The following is a 17706-nucleotide window of genomic DNA, read 5'->3' as shown; positions in this document are numbered from 1 at the left end:
TGCAGCCGGACGGGCCATTATCGACGCGAATGAGAGATATTTCAACGTAGCGGCAAGATGCGCCCGCTCACACAAAAATGACTTTTTTATTGATCACAAGTGTTTTTTCGAGAGCGCGTGAGTCTATGATGGAGACAGATGTGCTGGGAAGCGAAAGTGCGCGGCGAGACGGTTCGGCATGATTCGTGCGGGAGGCGGTGTGACGGCGGCGTCGTCGAATCACCGTGAATCCGGCCTTGTCGTATGCTATAAAAGATCGACGTGCGGCGCGCGAAGCCGGGAGTTGTCGCATGAGGACGCTGCGTTTCTTGCAATTCTTTTTCAGGCGAATTTTTATGTCCTTCCCGAAAAAGCGTAGACGCGCGAAGGTGGACGGCGATGAGTCGTTCCTCGCGGTGCTGCGGCATTTCAAACCATTCGGTCAGCTCGACACCAAGATTGCGCGCGCTCGCACGCAGGACGAACCGGTGCTTTATGCGCACGTGCTGCCTGGTCTCGATGTGCTCTTGTGCAGCGTGCGCGGTGCGCAGCCTCCTTATCCGGCGCCGGCCGAATTGCGGCGGCGTTGCATCGAATCGATTGCCAATGCGCTGGAGCAGCCGCTCGATGGGCTTGAAAATGGCGGGTATTGGTATGAGGCGGATGGCTTTGGATTTCTGGTCTTTGCCAGCCGGGCGAGAGGTAAGATCCTGACGGAATTTGGCGCTACCCGGATCGGTGGCGCGCGCCGCGGGGTTAGGCGGACGGACGCCGCCGGAGATGCCACTCCGCGGTCGTTAAGGTAAGGTTCTCGCCCTTCGGATGCGTTTCGTTTCTGTCAAACAGTCAACCTCAACTCCCCTTATATTCAGCCGCGTCAATCGCATTACCCGGTGCATGACGCGGCGCGTTACGCGGATTATCCGGCGCCAACCCAGCGGGTTTCTTGTCACCCGCAAAAGGCGCAGAACCCGATTTGGCACCCGGCAAACCGTCCAGTGAAATTGCCGCCTTGGGCTTCTGCTTCTGCCCCGGAGGCGGCGCAGTCGGCGCCTGCCGCACCTGCGACAGCAACTGATTACAAGCCAACGGCTTACTATTGCTAGGTGCAAGCAACGGAATCAACGCGGCAAACGGATTGATCAATCCAAGCCCGACAACGGCGCCGCCTCGCAATGCCAACGCGGCAGCATTGACCCCGACATGGGGATCCTTGAAGGTCCCCTTCACATACAACGGCGAGCGCAGCGAAAACACCCGGAAACCCTTGGTATGCGGATGCACGCCAAGGTCCATCGATTCGTCACGCAAACTCACGTCGCCGTCGATGTCGATCACCGCATCGTCCGTATCGAGCGCGAAGACCCGCGAATTCAGCACGCCGTTGGTCGCGACAAAATCGGTCGCGGCGCAGTTGATCTTCACGTCGCGATTGCCGAACAGCTTTTCATACACGACGTTCGCCACGTTCAGCCCGGCCGCCTCCATCAACAGGCGGCTCACCGTGCCGTCGGTGATCAGCGCCTTCACCTCGCCGTTCGAAGTCGCAGCCAACGCCGCCGGCGAATTGCCGGTCGCGCTCAACGCGGCATCGCCGTTGATTTCTCCAAGCGCGTTTTGCATCGTCTTGAAGTTCGGGAACAATTGCTTGAGCTTCAGATGCCGCGCCGACGTGGAGAAGCGTCCCTTGAGCGGCACCGTGCTGCCGTCCAGCTGGATGTCGGATGCGAGCGAACCGCCGGCCACGCCGAATTTCAACGGCTCAAGCGACAGCACACCGTCGGTCAGGACAACGTGTGTGTACAGATCGGTGATCGGCAGGTTCACGTCCTTGACAATGCGGTTACCCGTGAATTTCACGTCAGCGTCGATTGCCTTCCAGCGGTCGGTGCGAAATTCTTCGACCGGCAATGCCTTGTTACCCGGCTGGCGCGTCGCGTCGCCGCGCCGGGCCTTGCTCGCGTTCGAGTCCGCGCCGATCGCCGGCGCCAGATCGGCGAATTGCAACAAATGCGACACGATCTCTCCCTGCAACAGCGGACGCGGCTCGCGCGCCATATAGGTCAGCGAACCATTCAGATCGCTGCCGCCGACCCGGCCCGTGAAATTCTCATACTTGAAGACGTTGCCGCCGGTCTTGAACTGGCCGACGAGTCGCCCCTCGGTCGCGTACGGCGGCGTTTCCGGCAAGGTCACCCCGGTCAGCGAATAGAGCCGCGCCATGCTGTTGCCTTTTAGCCAGAGACGCAGATCGACCGCGGCGAGATGCGCCGGATCGGTGATCGTGCCCACCAGGCCGACATGCAAATCGCCGGTCGTCACATCGGCTTGCACCGGAAACGGCCGGTTCGCATCCTGCAGCGCCAACACGCCGCCGACCTTGCCGCTGCCCGACAGCGACGTCTTGTTGTAGGTGCCCTTGATGGTCCAGCCGATTGCATACAGCGGAATTGCGGGTCCCGGGCCGCCTGCCGTGCTTGCCGTGCTTGCCGTGCTTGCCGTGCTTGCCGTGCTTGCCGTGCTTGCCGTGCTTGCCGTGCCTGCCGTGCCTGCCGTGCTTGCCGTGCTTGCCGTGCTTGCCGTGCCTGCCGTGCCTGCCGTGCCGCTAATGGGCGACGCCAGTGCAGCCGCTGAGCCGCTCGCCCCCTTGTTTACCTCCTCGCCTGCGCCCTTAGAGGCGCCGGCAACCAGCGCACCCGAGGCTCCAGTACCTGCCTTCGCCCCCGAAGCATTGACATCCGCCGGCGAAGCGCCGGAAGCCGCCGCCGCGGACGCGGCCGCCGCCTCGGACGCCGCAGCCGCTTCAACCTGCGCGGCAAGCTTGCTCGCGCCCGCCTTGCCGAGCGCTTCCGCCGACGCGCTGCGCGACGCCGCTTCCTGCTGCTTCATCGCCTCGCCGATCGGAATCGGTTGGCCGAGCGTATCGATGACGGCCTGCATCTCGATCTTCTTCTGCTGGTCCGACAGCACGACGCTGCCCTGCGCAAGCGCGATGTCGTGCAGATCGAGCTTCCATTCCGAAGGCCCGGTCGAAGCGGGCAATTTGAAGGTCCAGTTATTGCGCCCGTCGAGCAGGCGCTCGAGGTCGACCGAAGGATTCACGAGGTTGATCGCGGGAATCACGATCTCGCGCGCAACGAGCGGCAAGACCTTGACCTCGAAATCGATCTCGTCGAGCGTCGCGAAGTGCGGCTGTTTGCTCCAGTCCGGATTGCCCACCGTGATGTTGGCCGCGGAGAAACGCGGCCAGGGCACCCAGCCCCGCCAACCGGTCTCGCCCACCGGATGCCGCCACCCAACCTTCAGATCGCCGGTGATCGCGAACGGCCGGCCGATCGCCTGGGTGACTTTGTCGTTGACCCACGGTCGAGCCCGGTTCCAGTCAAAGGTCAGGATAAAAACCGCCAGCGCAGCAATCAGAACAACGATGATCCCCATCAGCCATGCGATGATTTTCCCGATCCGTCGTCCGATTGTGCTCGACATTGCCATTGAGGGCTCCGCGATTTCTTCTTGGTTATACAACTGAGAGCACGTATCGTGCCTGATAGTTGTCGTTTTATCATGCCGCACGGCTCGGGTGCACGTAGCGCGCAACGGGAAGGTCACGGCAGCGTCACGGCAGTGCTTCAAAAATGCAAAATCCCACCACGATTTCACTTATGAACGATGTTCCCCTGGTCCTCGCCGACGGCATCGCCCGGCGCGACGCACTACGCGGGCAAACGCTCCTGCAACCGACCCATTTCGCCTTGCAGGCGGGCGACCGGGTCGCGGTCACCGGACCGTCGGGGTCCGGCAAGAGCGTGTTTCTGCGCGCGCTTGCCCTGCTCGATCCACTCGATGCGGGACACATCATGTGGCGCGGCGCGCCGGTCGCGCGTGCCGCCATTCCGCGCTACCGGCGCAACGTCGCGTATATCCGGCAGCGACCCGCGCTGCTCGACGGCAGCGTCGAAGACAACCTGCGCTACCCGTTCGAGCTGCGAACCTATCGCGATGGTCGCTTCGACCGGGCGCGCGCGGCGAGCTTCGCCGCCCAGGCCGGGCGCAGCGGCGATTTCCTCGACAAGCGCGCGAGCGAACTCTCGGGCGGCGAGGCGCAGATCACCGCGCTAATCCGCGTCCTGCAACTCGCGCCCGACGTCCTGCTGCTCGACGAACCGACGGCCTCGCTCGACCCGGAGTCGTCGCGTGCGATCGAGGGCCTCGTGCATGCGTGGTTCAATGCCGAGCCGGGCCGGCACGCCTCGGTGTGGGTGTCGCACGATCCGGCGCAAGCCGTGCGCATGAGCGAGCGGCATCTGACGATGCGCGCGGGCGTGCTCGACGAATCGGCCGTGCCCCAGGCTCAACAGGAGTTCGACCGATGACATTGCAGAATCTGAGTCTCTGGGACGTCGCGATCGCCACGTTGCTGATCGTCGTGAACGGCGTGGTGTCGGTGGCGCTCAAGCTGGATCTCGAACACAAGCTGGCATGGGCGGCAGCGCGCACCGTCCTGCAGTTGCTCGCGATCGGCTATGTGCTCGGTTGGGTGTTCCGCTACGACCGCTGGTTCGTGGTGCTGCCGCTGATGATCGTGATGACGCTGATCGCCGGCTTCGCGGGCGCGCAGCGCGGCAACCGCACCTATGCCGGGCAACGTGCGGACAGCGTGCTGTCGATCTGGGTCAGTTCGTGGCTGGTGGCGGCGGTGGGACTCTTCGTCGTGATCCGCATTCATCCGTGGTACGAGCCGCAGTATGCGATTCCGATCCTCGGCATGATCCTCGGCAATACGCTGACCGGCGTGTCCCTTGGCATCGAGCGGATGACCGAGGAGCTGACCGCGCGGCGCGACCGCGTCGAGATGGCGCTCGCGCTGGGCGCGACGCGTTGGGAAGCGGCGCAGGCACCGGCGCGGCAAGCGGTGCGCGCGGGCATGATGCCGACGCTGAATCAGATGGCGGTGGTCGGCGTGGTGAGTTTGCCGGGCATGATGACCGGCCAGGTGCTGGCCGGTCAGTCGCCGTTGCAGGCGGTGCGCTATCAGATCGTGATCATGTTTCTGATCGCGGCATCGTCCGCGTTGGGGACGGTGGGCGCGGTACTGCTCACCTACCGGCGGCTGTTCTCCGCCGAGCACCGGTTTCTCGCCGCGCGGCTGGTGGAGCGGCCGGCAGCGCAGCGTTGACTACCGTCCGCCTACGCACGATTCAGCGATTCAGCGCTTTGCTGTCACCGCCACCTGGGTGCCGTCGGTGAGTGTCAGCGTCCTCGTGCTGCCGTTGGTCGGCATCGTAAAGCGCAGGATCTGGCTGAGTCTCACGTCGTTCGGACACTTGAGCGTTTTGCCGCCACTCGTTACGGTCTTGACGCCGTGCGGCGTCTGAGCCTGGAAGCTCAGCTGCACGGTCGCGGTGCCGTCGCCGGCGACCACGGGCGCAAAACGGATCTGCGTCTGACGAATCATCGCGCCGTTAGCGTCGACCGGTAGCGTCGCGTAATTCGGGCACGTATCCGACGCGGGAACCGGCCCGCCCGGCGGCACCGTCTTCCACGTGAAGTCATCCGATTCGCCGGAGCGGATCGTACGCGTTTCCTGTGAATTGCCGAACTGTTTCGACGTGACGCGAACCGTGTAGCGGATCGGACCATCGGGGGCGGCTTGCGACGTGACCGTAATCGGCGTGGCCGCATGGGCCACCGGCACGAGCATGCCGGGCGCCAGAGCGCAGGCGAGAGAAGCGACAACCGAAACGGCGGAAAGTTTGAAGCTGGAGCTCATACTGTCACCTCGTTGTTGTGCCGCTGCGCGCTCGCTTAAGCGCTACTGCCCGACTCGCGCGTGATGGCGACTGGCCAGGCGAACCACGAGACACGCAACTGTTTTAGCATGATGCCCTGCCAGTCTAACGCCAAGCGGCCAGGCGCGCGCTTCATACGAATCGGGTGTTAACCTGCTTGCGGCGACGGGTTTTCTGCGCGTGAGATTCGTTGCTGTCCCTTCCTGCGTCCCGCTTAGGCAGCGCTCCGAAAAACACATGGCCGGCGGCGCATTGCTGCGACGCCGGCCATGCTCGATCATCGGGCTGCGCGGCTTAGAAGCCCGTCAGCACCAGCTTGCCGATCGCGCGCCCCTGTTCGAGCAGTTGATGCGCTCGACGCAGATTGCCGGCGTTGATCTTGCCGAGATCCTGACCGACTGTCGTGCGCAGCGTGCCCGCGTCGACCAGACGCGCCACTTCGGTCAACAGCTTGTGCTGCTCGATCATGTCGGGCGTGCCGAACATCGAACGCGTAAACATGAATTCCCAATGGAACGCGGCGCTTGTCGCCTTCAGCAGTTCGACGGGAACCGGCTTGCTGTTTTCGACGATCGTGCAAATGCCGCCTTGCGGTTTGAGCACCACGGCTGCTGCCGGGAAGTGTCTGTCGGTGTCGTTGAACATCAGCACGTAATCGACCTGGTCGATACCGAGCTTTTTCAACTGTGCGGGCATGTCGCCGAAGTGATCGACGATGTGATCCGCGCCCAGCTCCGTCGCCCACTTCGCCGATTCGGGACGCGAGGCGGTCGCGATCACCTTCAGCTTCGCGAGTTGCTTCGCCAACTGGATGCCAATCGAACCAACCCCGCCCGCACCGCCGATGATCAGCACCGTGCGGCCTTCGTCCGCGCCTTGCGGCGAGACGCCGAGGCGATCGAACAGCGCTTCCCACGCGGTGATCGCCGTCAACGGCAACGCGGCCGCGTGGCTGAAATCGAGCGACGCCGGCTTGCGCCCGACGATGCGCTCGTCGACCAGATGGAACTCGCTATTGGCGCCCGGGCGCATGATGCTGCCGGCGTAAAACACTGGATCGCCGACCTTGAACAGCGTGACGTCCGGCCCGACTGCCGCCACCGTACCGGCAGCGTCCCAGCCTAGAACGCGCGGTTCTTTCTCGACGGTGACTTTCGGGGCGCGCACTTTGGTGTCGACGGGATTGACTGAGATCGCTTCGACCTTGACCAGCAGGTCATGCCCGGTGGCTTCGGGTTGGCTGATCTCGACGTCGACCAGCGCTTCGGCTTGATCGATCGGCAAATAACGGTAGAGACCGACGGCTTTCATCACAGCTCCTGTTCATTCAGATGAGGTTGGACGACTGGCGAACCTGGCGGGCGGCGTCTGGTTGCAGTAGCGGCCGATGCCGCCTGTGTTCGCATCGACGTCATCGTAAGCCGGCTCTTATTCTCACAAAACCATCATAATTGCTGAAACATCTTTTTGATTTTCAGAATAATGAATCCCATTGCCCAGCCAGCGCCCTCCTTGTCCGGTGACCGGGAGCGCCTCGATCTGCTCGACGTCGCGCTGTTCGTGCGGGCCGCCTTGCTCGCCAACGTGTCGGCCGCCGGCCGCGAATTCGGCTTGTCGGCGGCGGTGGCGAGTTCGCGGATCGCGCAGCTGGAAAAGCTGCTCGGCGCGCGCCTGCTGCACCGGACTACGCGCCGGATCAGTCTCACCCAGGACGGCGAAGTGTTCATGACGCGCGCCGAGACGCTGCTTGACGCTGCCGCCGCCGCGCGCGCCTCGGTCGGCCGCGCTCTCGCCGAACCGCAGGGCCGCTTGCGGGTGTCGATGTCGTCGTCGTTCGGGCGGCAGCACGTGTCGCCGGTGATCAGCGAGTTTCTGCGCCGCTATCCCGGCGTGAGCGTCGATTTGCGGCTGACCGATCAACTCGTCGATCTGGTCGATGCCGGCATCGACGTGGCGATCCGCGTCGGCGTGCTGAAGGATTCGTCGCTGGTGGCGCGGCGCCTCGCGGTGAATCGCCGCGTGATCTGCGCGGCGCCCGCCTATCTCGCCGAGCGCGGCACGCCGCGTCATCCCTCGGACCTGACGCAGCACGAATGCCTGATCCTGTCGGACCAGCGCGACTGGGCGTTCGTGACGCCCGCCGGTCCGCTCGACGTGCGGGTGAGCGGACGCCTCGTCACCGACAACGGTGAAGTGATCCGCGATGCGCTGCTGGCCGGCTTCGGCATCGCGCTCAAATCGACATGGGACGTCGCACCTTATTTGCGCAGTGGCGCGTTGGTCAGCGTGCTCGACACCTATCCGCTCGCGGAGCAGGTCGCCATCTGGGCGGTCTATCCGAGCCGCGCATTCGTGCCGCCGAAAACGCTGGCGTTCATCGAGTTCCTTGCTGCGCATTTCGGCGATCCGCCTTATTGGGATACGGCGACTGACTGAGGCGCGCAGGGTCTCCCGGTGACTAACTGCACGTAGCAGGATCGCTCCGCGGCTTGCTTCCAGCGCCCTCGCGGCATAACCACTGTTGCGCCAACCGGCGCTCCCCGCGAATCGACGCAACCGTCATTGCTCGCGGTGAGGTCTTCATGGCTTGTTCCTTTTCGTGTTTGACAGGCCGACTCGATAGCGCTCACCGCGCTCCGTCAAGACGTTTTTCATCGCAGCCGCGATGCGCCGACGCCTCGAACAGTTGCGATGTGGAGCTCAGTTCGCCGGGTCGAGTTCGACCGGCACCGCAGCGAAACCGCGAAACCGCACGCGTCCGCCGCGAGTCGGTTCGCCATCGAGGCGATAAGCGGGAAAGCGCTGCACAAAGCGCCCGATCGCGATCCGCGCCTCGAGCCGCGCGAGCGACAACCCCGCGCATTGATGAATGCCGAAGCCGAACGCCAGATGCCGGTTCGGATCGCGGCGGATGTCGAAGCGATCCGGTTCCGCGAACTGCTCCGGGTCGCGATTGGCCGCGCCGATGCACAGCGTGACGGGCGTGCCGCGCGCCACCGCGACACCGCCGATCTCCGTATCGACCGTCGTCATCCGGTTGCCGAGCTGATTCGAACTCTCGAAGCGCAAGCACTCTTCAACCGCCGACTCGATCAGCGACGGTTCGTGCAACAACGCCGCGCGCTGTTCCGGCCATTCGGTCAGCGTGACGAGGCCGTTGCCGATCAGGTTGGTGGTCGTTTCATGACCGGCGTTCAGAATGAAGATACAGTTTTGCAGCAACTCCGTTTCCGACAACTGCTCGCCGCCCTCTTCGCCCTCGATCAGACGCGTCAGCACGTCATGCTGCGGATCGCCGGGTTCGCGCCGGCGCCGCGCCACGAGATCCTGCAAATAGCCGACGAATTCGCTAACCGCGCGGTTGCCGCGCTCGAGTTGCGCGTCGGTCAGCGACGGTTCGAGCGCGCCGAGAATCGCCAGCGACCAGCCCCGCAACGGCCCGCGCTCGGCGTGCGGCACATCCAGCAGATTGCCGATGATCTCGACCGGAATCGCCGACGCGAACTCGCCGATCAGGTCGATCCGGCCGCGCGCAGCGGCGGCGTCGAGCAAGCCGTCGACGAGGCGGATCAGGCCAGGCTCCATTGCCGCGATCGCGCGCGCCGTCAGCGCGCCGGCGATCAGCTTGCGCACCCGCGTATGCCGCGGCGGATCGTTGAAGACGAGACTGGTCGTGTGATGCGTGTAGAGCGGCGCGTCGCCATACTTCGGCCTGAATTCGACAGTCTTGTCGGAACTGAACGTCTTGGGGTCGCGGTAGACAGCCTGCACATCGCGAAAACGCGTCAGAAACAACGACCCGTCCGGCATGCGCTTGACCGGCTCATGCGTGCGCAGCGCGTGGTAGACCGGATACGGGTTGGTATAGAAGGCCGGGCTCAGATGGCGCAGATCGAAGTCGCGCGCAAAGGTGAGCGCGTCGGTGGCGGTCGCCGGGGTCATCGGTTGTCTCCGTAGTGGTGCGCCTCGTCGCCGCTCCAATTCACGCGGTGTGGCGTACCGCCATCAGGTGGGGCGCGGCCGGGTTGGCGGGCGCCATGGACGCAGGGCATCGCTCGATGCGCCAGTATGAACCGCACGTCTGATGGTTGCACACGCGGGTTGCTCACCGGTCGCCCCGGCGGTTGCGTGCCGCCGAACCGTTACAATAGCGGGATTTTCCGCGCGCGCCGCGCGTGCCCTTTCCTGCGTTACTGCTGCGTCGTCCATGAACCTCGTCATCCAAAGCCCCGCGCCCCTGTCCGCCGACCACCATAAAACGCTCGTCGCCCTCGCGCGCGGCTCGCAGGCCAGCATCATCGACGCGCACGCGATTCGCATCGCCGACGCCCAGGTTACGCAGCGCGCCGACCTCGAGGTCTATTGCGGCACCCATCAACTGGACTACGCGTTTGTCGAAACAGGCAGCAAGCTGCGCGATTTCGGGCTGGTCGCGATGGATATGGACTCGACGCTGATCACGATCGAATGCATCGACGAAATTGCCGATTTTTGCGGGCTAAAGGCCGAAGTGGCTGCCATCACGGAAGCTTCGATGCGCGGCGAAATCAAGGATTTCAGCGAGAGTCTGACGCGCCGCGTGGCGCTGCTCAAGGGACTCGACGCCGGCGCGCTCGAACGCGTTTATGACGAGCGCCTGCAACTCTCGCCGGGGGCGGAACAGATGCTGGCCGGCGCGAAGGCAGCCGGTTTGAAAACACTGCTGGTGTCGGGCGGATTTACGTTCTTCACCGACAAGCTGAAGGCCCGGCTCGGCCTGGACTTTACACGCGCCAATAGGCTCGAAATCGCTGACGGGAAGCTGACCGGCAAGGTGATCGGCGAGATCGTCGACGCCGATGTGAAAGCGCGCACGCTGCGCGAGACTTGCGCCCAACTGAGCATCGAGCCGGCCCGCGCGATCGCGATGGGCGATGGTTCGAACGATCTGAAGATGATGGCCGAGGCGGGCCTATCGGTGGCGTTCCGCGCAAAGCCGGTGGTGCGCGAAGCGGCCAGCGTGGCGTTCAACCACGTTGGACTGGATGGGTTGTTGCGGTTGTTCTGAAGCGTTGGGGGTTCAGGAGCGCCGGCTGGCAGAGCGCAACAGCCAGCGCAAGCCTCAGACTCATTTGTTCTGCAACGTTATGACGACCGCGACAGTCATGAAGACCGCGCAGGTGAAAAACACCCTGCCCGCCCACCAACACATTCGATCGAAGCCTTGCTCGGATGCGAAAAATTTGACCAGTTTTTTCATGAGTGCCTCCTTTAGTTGTCCAGTATAAGTGCTGCACTATCTAGAAAAACTAAATCAGGTGAACATGTAGGACTATGAAGAAGATCGTCGTGGTGGCCGTAGCGTCGAGATTCGACATCGAACATTCGGCCGAATGGTCAGGCTTACTGGCTATATCGACAAAGAACAAGCCCATCGGAACCAGATCCCGATGGGCTTGCTTGAACTTCGACAAGAACGCCCGGGCGTTTAACCCAGCGCAGCCAGACTGTGTTCGATATCCGCGCGCAAATCGGCCTCCTCTTCCAGGCCGATATAAAACCGCACCAACGTACCGCGATGCGGCCATTGACCTTCGGTGCGCATCGACGCGACGTCGTACGGCATCGCGAGACTATGTGCGCCGCCCCAGCTCCAACCGAGCGAAAACAGATCCAGCGACTCGCAGAACGTATCGATTTGCGCCGGGCTGTAACGCCCCTCGAACACAACGGAAAACAGGCCGCCCGCGCCCGTGAAGTCGCGCTTGAAAAATTCATGCCCCGGGCAATCGGGCAGCCCCGGGTGCAATACCGCCGCGATTTCCGGCCGCGTCTTCAGCCATCTGGCCAGCCCGAGCGCCGCGCGGTCATGCTGTTCGAAGCGCAGTTGCATGGTCGGCAGGCTGCGCAGAATCAGCGAACAGTCATCCGAGGAGACGCCGATGCCCATGCGCATGCGTGCAGCCTTCAGCTTCAGATGCAACTCGCGGTCGACGGTAATGGTCGCGCCCATCAGCACGTCGCCGCCGCCCGACTGGTACTTGGTCAGCGCCTGCACCGAGATATCGACGCCGTGGTCGAACGGCCGGAACGCGAGTCCCGCCGACCACGTATTGTCGATGGCCGTGACAACGTTGCGCGCGCGCGCAACCGCGGTGATGGCGGGCACGTCGGCCACTTCCATCGTGACCGAACCCGGCGCTTCCAGCCAGATCAAGCGCGTGTTGGGCTGGATCAGATCGGCGATGCCCGCGCCGATCATCGGATCGTAGTAACGCGCGGTGATGCCGAAATCGCGCGCCAGCCAGTCGCCGTGATCGCGGTTCGGCGAGTAGACGTTATCGGGAATCAGCACGTCGTCGCCGGCTTTGACAATGCCGAAGTACACGTTCGAAATCGACGACAGCCCCGACGGCTGCAATAACGCGTGATTGCCGCCTTCGATGGTCGCAAGCCGCTGCGCCAGCGCGAGCGAAGTCGGCGTGGCGTGCAGGCCGTAGCGCCATTGCGCATCGTTTTTCCAGTCGAGCGCGCGCATCGTCGCGAGATCGGGGAACACGACGGTCGAAGCCCGCATGACCGGCATCGAGAACGATTCGAAGCCAGGCGTGAGCTGATCCGTGGCGCGCACGATGCGGGTTTGCAGACCGCGTTTGGATTTGGATTGGGTCATGGTGAATTTCACTCGCCGGTTTGCAGGTTGCTGACGCCACCCACCGCGTGACCGCCCGTTCCGGCCGCCGGGGCCGGTGCAGCGGCCGCACCCGCGGATGGCTGCGGCGACGGCGCGGTCTTGTTCACAGCAGCGCCCGCAGCCGTGACAGCCGCGGCGGCCGGCACCGCCTGCCCCGCTGCCAGAGGCTTCAGATCGAACGCCAGCGGTTGGGAATCGTCGACGTTCATCCGTTCGCCCGTGACCGAACCGTCGGCGGCAAATTTGCCGACCCAGTTCCCGGTGATATGCGTGCCGTCGTTCGACTCTTCGACTTCGAGCACGTCGCCGTCACGGTCGCCCGCGATCAGCACCACTTCGCCGTTATCGGTGTACTGATACTCGCCGTGCACGCCGGACGGATCATCGGTTTTCGCGCCGAGCCGCAGCACGATCTGACGCGAGCCCAGCATGCCGGTGTAGCGCGGGAACTTCGCGAATTCGGGGCTCGGCTTGAGCGGCAACTGAATCGGCGGCGCCGCCGCCAATTCCTTCACCGCGTCGCTTTCCGCCCACGTCTGCGCGGGCATCAACGCCGCCGCGCCGGCACACAGCAACACGGCAACGCTCATGACTGAACCGGCCCAACCGCGCCGATGTGCAGCGCCCTTCATCGCTTTCGATTCCTGCATCCGTTACTTTCCTTGTTGCTTGATACCTGCTCGATACCTGCTTGATACCTGTCTGACACGCGTTTGCCGCCCGGCTCAGATCCGTTCGAAGATCGCCGCAATACCCTGGCCGCCGCCGATACACATCGTCACCAGCGCATACCGCCCGCCAACCCGCTGCAACTCGTACAGGGCCTTGACGGTAATCAGCGCGCCGGTCGCGCCGATCGGGTGACCGAGCGAAATGCCCGAGCCGTTCGGATTGACCTTCGCGGGGTCGAGGCCGAGTTCCTTGCTGACCGCGCACGCCTGAGCGGCAAACGCCTCGTTCGCCTCGATCACATCGAGATCGGCGACCGTCAGGCCGGCGCGCTCGAGCGCCTTGCGCGTGGCCGGCACTGGGCCGATACCCATATAAGCCGGATCGACGCCGGCATGCGCATACGAAACCAACCGCGCCAGTGGCTTGATGCCGCGCTGTTCGGCGACGCCGCGCTCCATCAGTACGACCGCCGCGGCGGCGTCGTTGATGCCCGACGCATTACCGGCCGTCACCGTGCCATTTTCCTTCGCGAACACCGGCTTGAGCTTCGAGAAGTCTTCCGCCGTTGCATTCATGCGTGCGTGCTCGTCCGTATCGAACACGACGTCGCCCTTCTTCGAAGGAATCGTGATCGGCAGGATCTGTTCCTTGAAATAGCCACTCGTGATCGCGTGAGCCGCGCGGCGATGCGATTCGAGCGCGAGCGCATCCTGCGCTTCACGCGAGATGTCGTATTTGCGCGCAACGTTCTCAGCCGTCACACCCATATGAATCGACTGGAACGGGTCGTTCAGCGCACCGACCATCATGTCGACGAGGCGCGCATCACCCATGCGCTGGCCGAAGCGCGCGGCGTGCATCGAGTACGGTGCGCGGCTCATGTTTTCCGCGCCGCCGCCGATCGCAATATCGGCGTCGCCGAGCAGCACGCTTTGCGCGGCCGACACGATCGCCTGCAAGCCCGAGCCGCACAGGCGGTTCACCGTCAACGCGGGCGCGTGTTGCGCGACGCCGCCGTTGATCGCGGCCACGCGCGCCAGATACATGTCTTTCGGTTCGGTATGCACGACATTGCCGAACACCACATGGCCGACTTCATCGCCGGACACATTGGCGCGCGCCAGCGCTTCGCGCACCACGCGGGCGCCGAGATCGGTCGGCGGAAAATCCTTCAGACTGCCGCCAAAGCCGCCGATCGCCGTACGCACACCGCTTACCACCACTACGTCCCGTTGCATCGCTCGCTCCTCTTTAGTCTCTCAAGATGACCTTGCCTTGGCGGGCCGCGCGTCGCAGCGCGAAGTAATCAGCCTGCCAGGATGTGTTCGACCGTCGCCCGCGAAGGAATCGGCGCGACGGCGCCGTAGCCTTGCGTCGACAGCGCCGCGGCGACGTTCGCATAGCGCGCCGCTTCAAAAGGATCGTCACCGGCGACGATGCGCGCGATGAACGCGCCGCCGAAGCAGTCGCCCGCGCCGGTCGCATCGACCGCATTAACGGCGTGGCCCGGCACGACGCGCCGCTCATTGGGCGTCGCGATATACGAACCTTCCTTGCCGAGCTTGAGCGCGACCACACGCGGACCATGCGACAGCAGGAAATCGACGATCTCGTCGCGGCCGGTCAGGCCGGTGAGTTCGGTCACGTCGTCCCAGCTCGGCAGACAGATGTCGGTTTGACGGATCGCTTCGAGCATCACCGCGCGCGCCCGGGCCAACGGCCACAGCTTCAGGCGCAGATTCGTGTCGAAGCTCACGCGCACGCCGTTGGCTCGTGCATGTTCGATCGCGGCAAGCGCCGCGTCGCAGGCACTCAGGCTGATCGCGAGGCTGATGCCGGACAGATGGATGACGTTGGCCTCGGCAATCGCATCGAGCGGCAGGTCGTGCGGCGCATAACGGCTCGCGGCCGAACCGGCGCGCAAATAGTCGAACGTGTGGCCGTTGGGGCCGTGCGAGACAAAATACACGCCGGTCGATGCGTGCTCATCCACATGCACGTGCGAGGTATCCACCTGCTCGCGTTCCCACAAATCGATCAGCAAACGCCCGAAATGATCGCCGCCGACCGCGGACACGAAACCGGTCTTCGCGCCCTGCCGTGCCGCCGCGATACAGAAGTTCGACGTGTCGCCGCCGAAACCTTGCAGGTAGTTCGGCTGATCCTTGGCCGACTGGTTGAACTCGATCATCGCCTCGCCGAGCGCGAGGATCTGCGGCATTCGGGCGTCCGGCGTCCGGGCTTCCGGCACAGGAGTCACGCTAAAGGCCATTGCTTAAACCTCGCCCCACAGGTCGTGACCGTCGGCGCCCGTGATCTTCACCGACACGAAATCGCCGACCTTATAGCGCTTCGACGCTTTGGCGGCGGGCGCGATATACACAACACCGTCGATCTCAGGCGCATCCGCAGCGGTGCGGCCAATGCCGCCGTCGGCGTTGATCTCGTCGACCAGTACCTTGAGGGTCTTGCCGACCTTCTTCGCGATGCGCTTCGCCGACACTTCTTCGGCCACTTCCATGAAACGCGCACGGCGTTCCTCACGCACATCGTCCGGCAGCGCGCCGTCGAGTTCGTTGGCCGTGGCGCCTTCGACCGGCGAGTACGCAAAGCAGCCGACCCGATCCAGCTCCGCCTCGCGGATGAAATCGAGCAGCGTCTGGAACTGCTCTTCGGTCTCGCCCGGGAAGCCGGCGATGAACGTGCTGCGGATCGTCAGATCGGGACACATTTCACGCCACGCCTTCACGCGCTCCATCACCTTCTCGGCGTTGGCCGGACGCTTCATGCGCTTCAGCACTTCAGGGTGCGCGTGCTGGAACGGCACGTCGAGATACGGCAGCACATGGCCTTTGTACGGACCTTCGGCCATCATCGGAATCACTTCGTCGACGCTCGGATACGGATACACATAGTGCAGACGCACCCATGCGCCGTATTGCGCGGCGAGTTCGCCGAGCGCGCCGACCAGATCGGTCATCCGCGTCTTGATCGGCTTGCCGTTCCAGAATCCCGTGCGGTACTTGACGTCGACGCCATAAGCGCTGGTGTCCTGCGAAATGACCAGCAGCTCCTTCACGCCGGACTTGAACAGGTTTTCCGCTTCGAGCATGACCTCGGCGACCGGACGCGACACGAGGTCGCCGCGCATCGACGGGATGATGCAGAACGTGCAGCGGTGGTTACAGCCTTCGGAAATTTTCAGGTATGCGTAGTGACGCGGCGTGAGTTTCACGCCCGCGGCCGGCACCAGGTCGACGAACGGATCGTGCGGCTTCGGCAGATGGTTATGCACCGCCTGCATCACCTCGCCGAGCGCGTGCGGGCCGGTCACGGCCAGCACCTTCGGATGCACCTCTTCGATCAGACCGGAGCCGCTCGCGCTCTTCTTCGCGCCGAGGCAGCCGGTGACGATCACCTTGCCGTTTTCGTGGAGCGCTTCGCCGATCGCGTCGAGGCTTTCCTGCACGGCTTCGTCGATGAAGCCGCAGGTGTTGACGACCACGAGGTCCGCGCCGTCGTACGTGCCGGAGATCTCGTAGCCCTCGGCGCGCAACTGCGTGATGATCTGCTCGGAGTCGACAAGCGCTTTAGGGCAGCCGAGGCTGACGAAACCGACCTTCGGCGTGGAAGGCGTCGGCACGGCGGGGGAAGTGGTCTGCGGCATAGGGTGGGTCCGGCGTATAGCGGTGACGATGACGACAAATGGGGACGAATTCGGGGGACGGTGCGGCAGGAACTACGGGGTTAAAGAATCCATCCCCGGCAAAACGCCCCGCACACGCAACCCGCCATTGTACCGCGCCGGCGGCCCTCCGCCTGTGCGCACCGCGCCGACCACCCTGATCGAATCCGCCATACACGCCGAATGCACGCCGGTCCACTGCCGGCCGCCCAGCGGCCACGCGAACGCCCTCGCCGCCATCGTGGCTTGCGCCGTTACTTCTTCTCCGGCTCCGGATTGCCTTGCGGAGTGCTGCCGGCCGGACTTGCCGGCGCATTGGCCGCATTCACCGGGCCGCCCGGCGTAAACGGGAAGGTGCTGAACATGGACTTCGCCTGGTTCTGCATCTGCTCCTGCATCTGTACGAACATGTTCTTCGACTGCTCGATATAGCTGGTCATCATGCCCTGCATCATCGGCGCCTGCATGTTCATGAACTGCGACCAGACTTCCGGATTCATCGCCTTGCCTTCGTACAGGTTCTTCGACTGGTCGGCGAGTTTCGCCTGAATGTCGATGAACGCCTGGATGTTCTTTTCCAGATACGTGCCCATCATGCCCTGCATCGCATGGCCGTAGAAGCGGATGATCTGCGACAGCATCGACGACGAGAACATCGGCAAGCCGCCGCTCTCCTCTTCGAGAATGATCTGCAACAGGATGGCGCGCGTCAGATCCTCGTTGCTCTTCGCATCGATGACCTTGAAATCCTCCTGATCCAGCACGAGCTGTTTGACATCCGTCAGCGTGATGTACGTGCTTGTCTCTGTATCGTAGAGCCGACGATTCGGATATTTCTTGATCAGTCGTTCGGCTGTTTTCTTTGTAGTAGTGGTCATGTAACGCCTTTGAGCGCGAGTTGAGCGCGG

The 17706-nt window shown here is 63.7% G+C and carries 16 protein-coding genes; 5 read left to right on the top strand and 11 right to left on the bottom strand.

All coding sequences use genetic code 11. From position 1 onward, the window contains the following. Positions 1–290 precede the first annotated feature (290 nt). The gene (locus DLM46_RS06130) at positions 291–785 is read left to right on the top strand and encodes a hypothetical protein (protein WP_115099867.1); all 495 of its coding nucleotides are present in this window, start codon (positions 291–293) and stop codon (positions 783–785) included. Positions 786–831: 46 nt separating this feature from the next. Here the strand turns inward: DLM46_RS06130 and DLM46_RS06125 are convergent, their stop codons facing one another. Beyond that, positions 832–3471 (bottom strand): AsmA family protein, encoded by a 2640-nt coding sequence (locus DLM46_RS06125; RefSeq protein WP_115099866.1) that lies wholly within the window; start codon positions 3469–3471, stop codon positions 832–834. 170 nt (positions 3472–3641) lie between these two features. On the opposite strand from DLM46_RS06125, the gene DLM46_RS06120 reads away from it, so the two are divergent. Next, a complete protein-coding gene (locus DLM46_RS06120; RefSeq protein WP_115099865.1) occupies positions 3642–4352 on the top strand; it encodes an ABC transporter ATP-binding protein in 711 nt (236 codons plus the stop codon). Further along, positions 4349–5155: an ABC transporter permease gene (locus DLM46_RS06115; protein ID WP_115099864.1), complete on the top strand. Its 807-nt coding sequence runs from the start codon at positions 4349–4351 to the stop codon at positions 5153–5155. Before DLM46_RS06120 ends, DLM46_RS06115 begins: the two co-directional genes overlap by 4 nt. A gap of 30 nt (positions 5156–5185) precedes the next feature. Here the strand turns inward: DLM46_RS06115 and DLM46_RS06110 are convergent, their stop codons facing one another. Both DLM46_RS06110 and DLM46_RS06105 read right to left on the bottom strand, forming a co-directional pair. Beyond that, positions 5186–5749 (bottom strand): DUF6013 family protein, encoded by a 564-nt coding sequence (locus tag DLM46_RS06110; RefSeq protein WP_115099863.1) that lies wholly within the window; start codon positions 5747–5749, stop codon positions 5186–5188. Between the two features lie 313 nt (positions 5750–6062). Next, positions 6063–7079, bottom strand: coding sequence for a zinc-binding alcohol dehydrogenase family protein (locus tag DLM46_RS06105; RefSeq protein WP_115099862.1), 1017 nt, complete (start codon positions 7077–7079; stop codon positions 6063–6065). Positions 7080–7250: 171 nt separating this feature from the next. On the opposite strand from DLM46_RS06105, the gene DLM46_RS06100 reads away from it, so the two are divergent. After that, on the top strand, positions 7251–8204 hold the full coding sequence (locus DLM46_RS06100; protein WP_115099861.1) for a LysR family transcriptional regulator: 954 nt from the start codon (positions 7251–7253) through the stop codon (positions 8202–8204). A 264-nt stretch (positions 8205–8468) separates the two neighbouring features. Here DLM46_RS06100 and DLM46_RS06095 read toward each other — a convergent pair whose 3' ends face one another. After that, positions 8469–9710: a cytochrome P450 gene (locus tag DLM46_RS06095; protein ID WP_115099860.1), complete on the bottom strand. Its 1242-nt coding sequence runs from the start codon at positions 9708–9710 to the stop codon at positions 8469–8471. Positions 9711–9975: 265 nt separating this feature from the next. On the opposite strand from DLM46_RS06095, the gene serB reads away from it, so the two are divergent. Next, positions 9976–10815, top strand: coding sequence for a phosphoserine phosphatase SerB (gene serB / locus DLM46_RS06090; RefSeq protein WP_115099859.1), 840 nt, complete (start codon positions 9976–9978; stop codon positions 10813–10815). 60 nt (positions 10816–10875) lie between these two features. Here the strand turns inward: serB and DLM46_RS40890 are convergent, their stop codons facing one another. From DLM46_RS40890 to phaR, 7 genes are all read right to left on the bottom strand, one after another. Further along, positions 10876–11007 (bottom strand): hypothetical protein, encoded by a 132-nt coding sequence (locus DLM46_RS40890; protein WP_279635166.1) that lies wholly within the window; start codon positions 11005–11007, stop codon positions 10876–10878. 228 nt (positions 11008–11235) lie between these two features. Next, positions 11236–12420 (bottom strand): cystathionine beta-lyase, encoded by a 1185-nt coding sequence (locus tag DLM46_RS06085; protein WP_115099858.1) that lies wholly within the window; start codon positions 12418–12420, stop codon positions 11236–11238. 8 nt (positions 12421–12428) lie between these two features. After that, complete coding sequence (locus DLM46_RS06080; RefSeq protein WP_115099857.1) at positions 12429–13091, bottom strand: hypothetical protein; 663 nt, start codon at positions 13089–13091, stop codon at positions 12429–12431. A 75-nt stretch (positions 13092–13166) separates the two neighbouring features. Further along, the gene (bktB, locus tag DLM46_RS06075) at positions 13167–14351 is read right to left on the bottom strand and encodes a beta-ketothiolase BktB (protein WP_115099856.1); all 1185 of its coding nucleotides are present in this window, start codon (positions 14349–14351) and stop codon (positions 13167–13169) included. Between the two features lie 68 nt (positions 14352–14419). After that, positions 14420–15334, bottom strand: coding sequence for a sugar kinase (locus tag DLM46_RS06070; RefSeq protein WP_115100001.1), 915 nt, complete (start codon positions 15332–15334; stop codon positions 14420–14422). A 54-nt stretch (positions 15335–15388) separates the two neighbouring features. After that, a complete protein-coding gene (gene rimO / locus DLM46_RS06065; protein WP_115099855.1) occupies positions 15389–16780 on the bottom strand; it encodes a 30S ribosomal protein S12 methylthiotransferase RimO in 1392 nt (463 codons plus the stop codon). Positions 16781–17052: 272 nt separating this feature from the next. Further along, positions 17053–17676, bottom strand: coding sequence for a polyhydroxyalkanoate synthesis repressor PhaR (gene phaR, locus DLM46_RS06060; protein ID WP_115099854.1), 624 nt, complete (start codon positions 17674–17676; stop codon positions 17053–17055). Positions 17677–17706: the final 30 nt, after the last annotated feature.

Source organism: Paraburkholderia lacunae, assembly GCF_003353175.1.
Taxonomy (GTDB): domain Bacteria; phylum Pseudomonadota; class Gammaproteobacteria; order Burkholderiales; family Burkholderiaceae; genus Paraburkholderia; species Paraburkholderia lacunae.
This window is presented reverse-complemented; position numbering and strand designations above follow the sequence as displayed.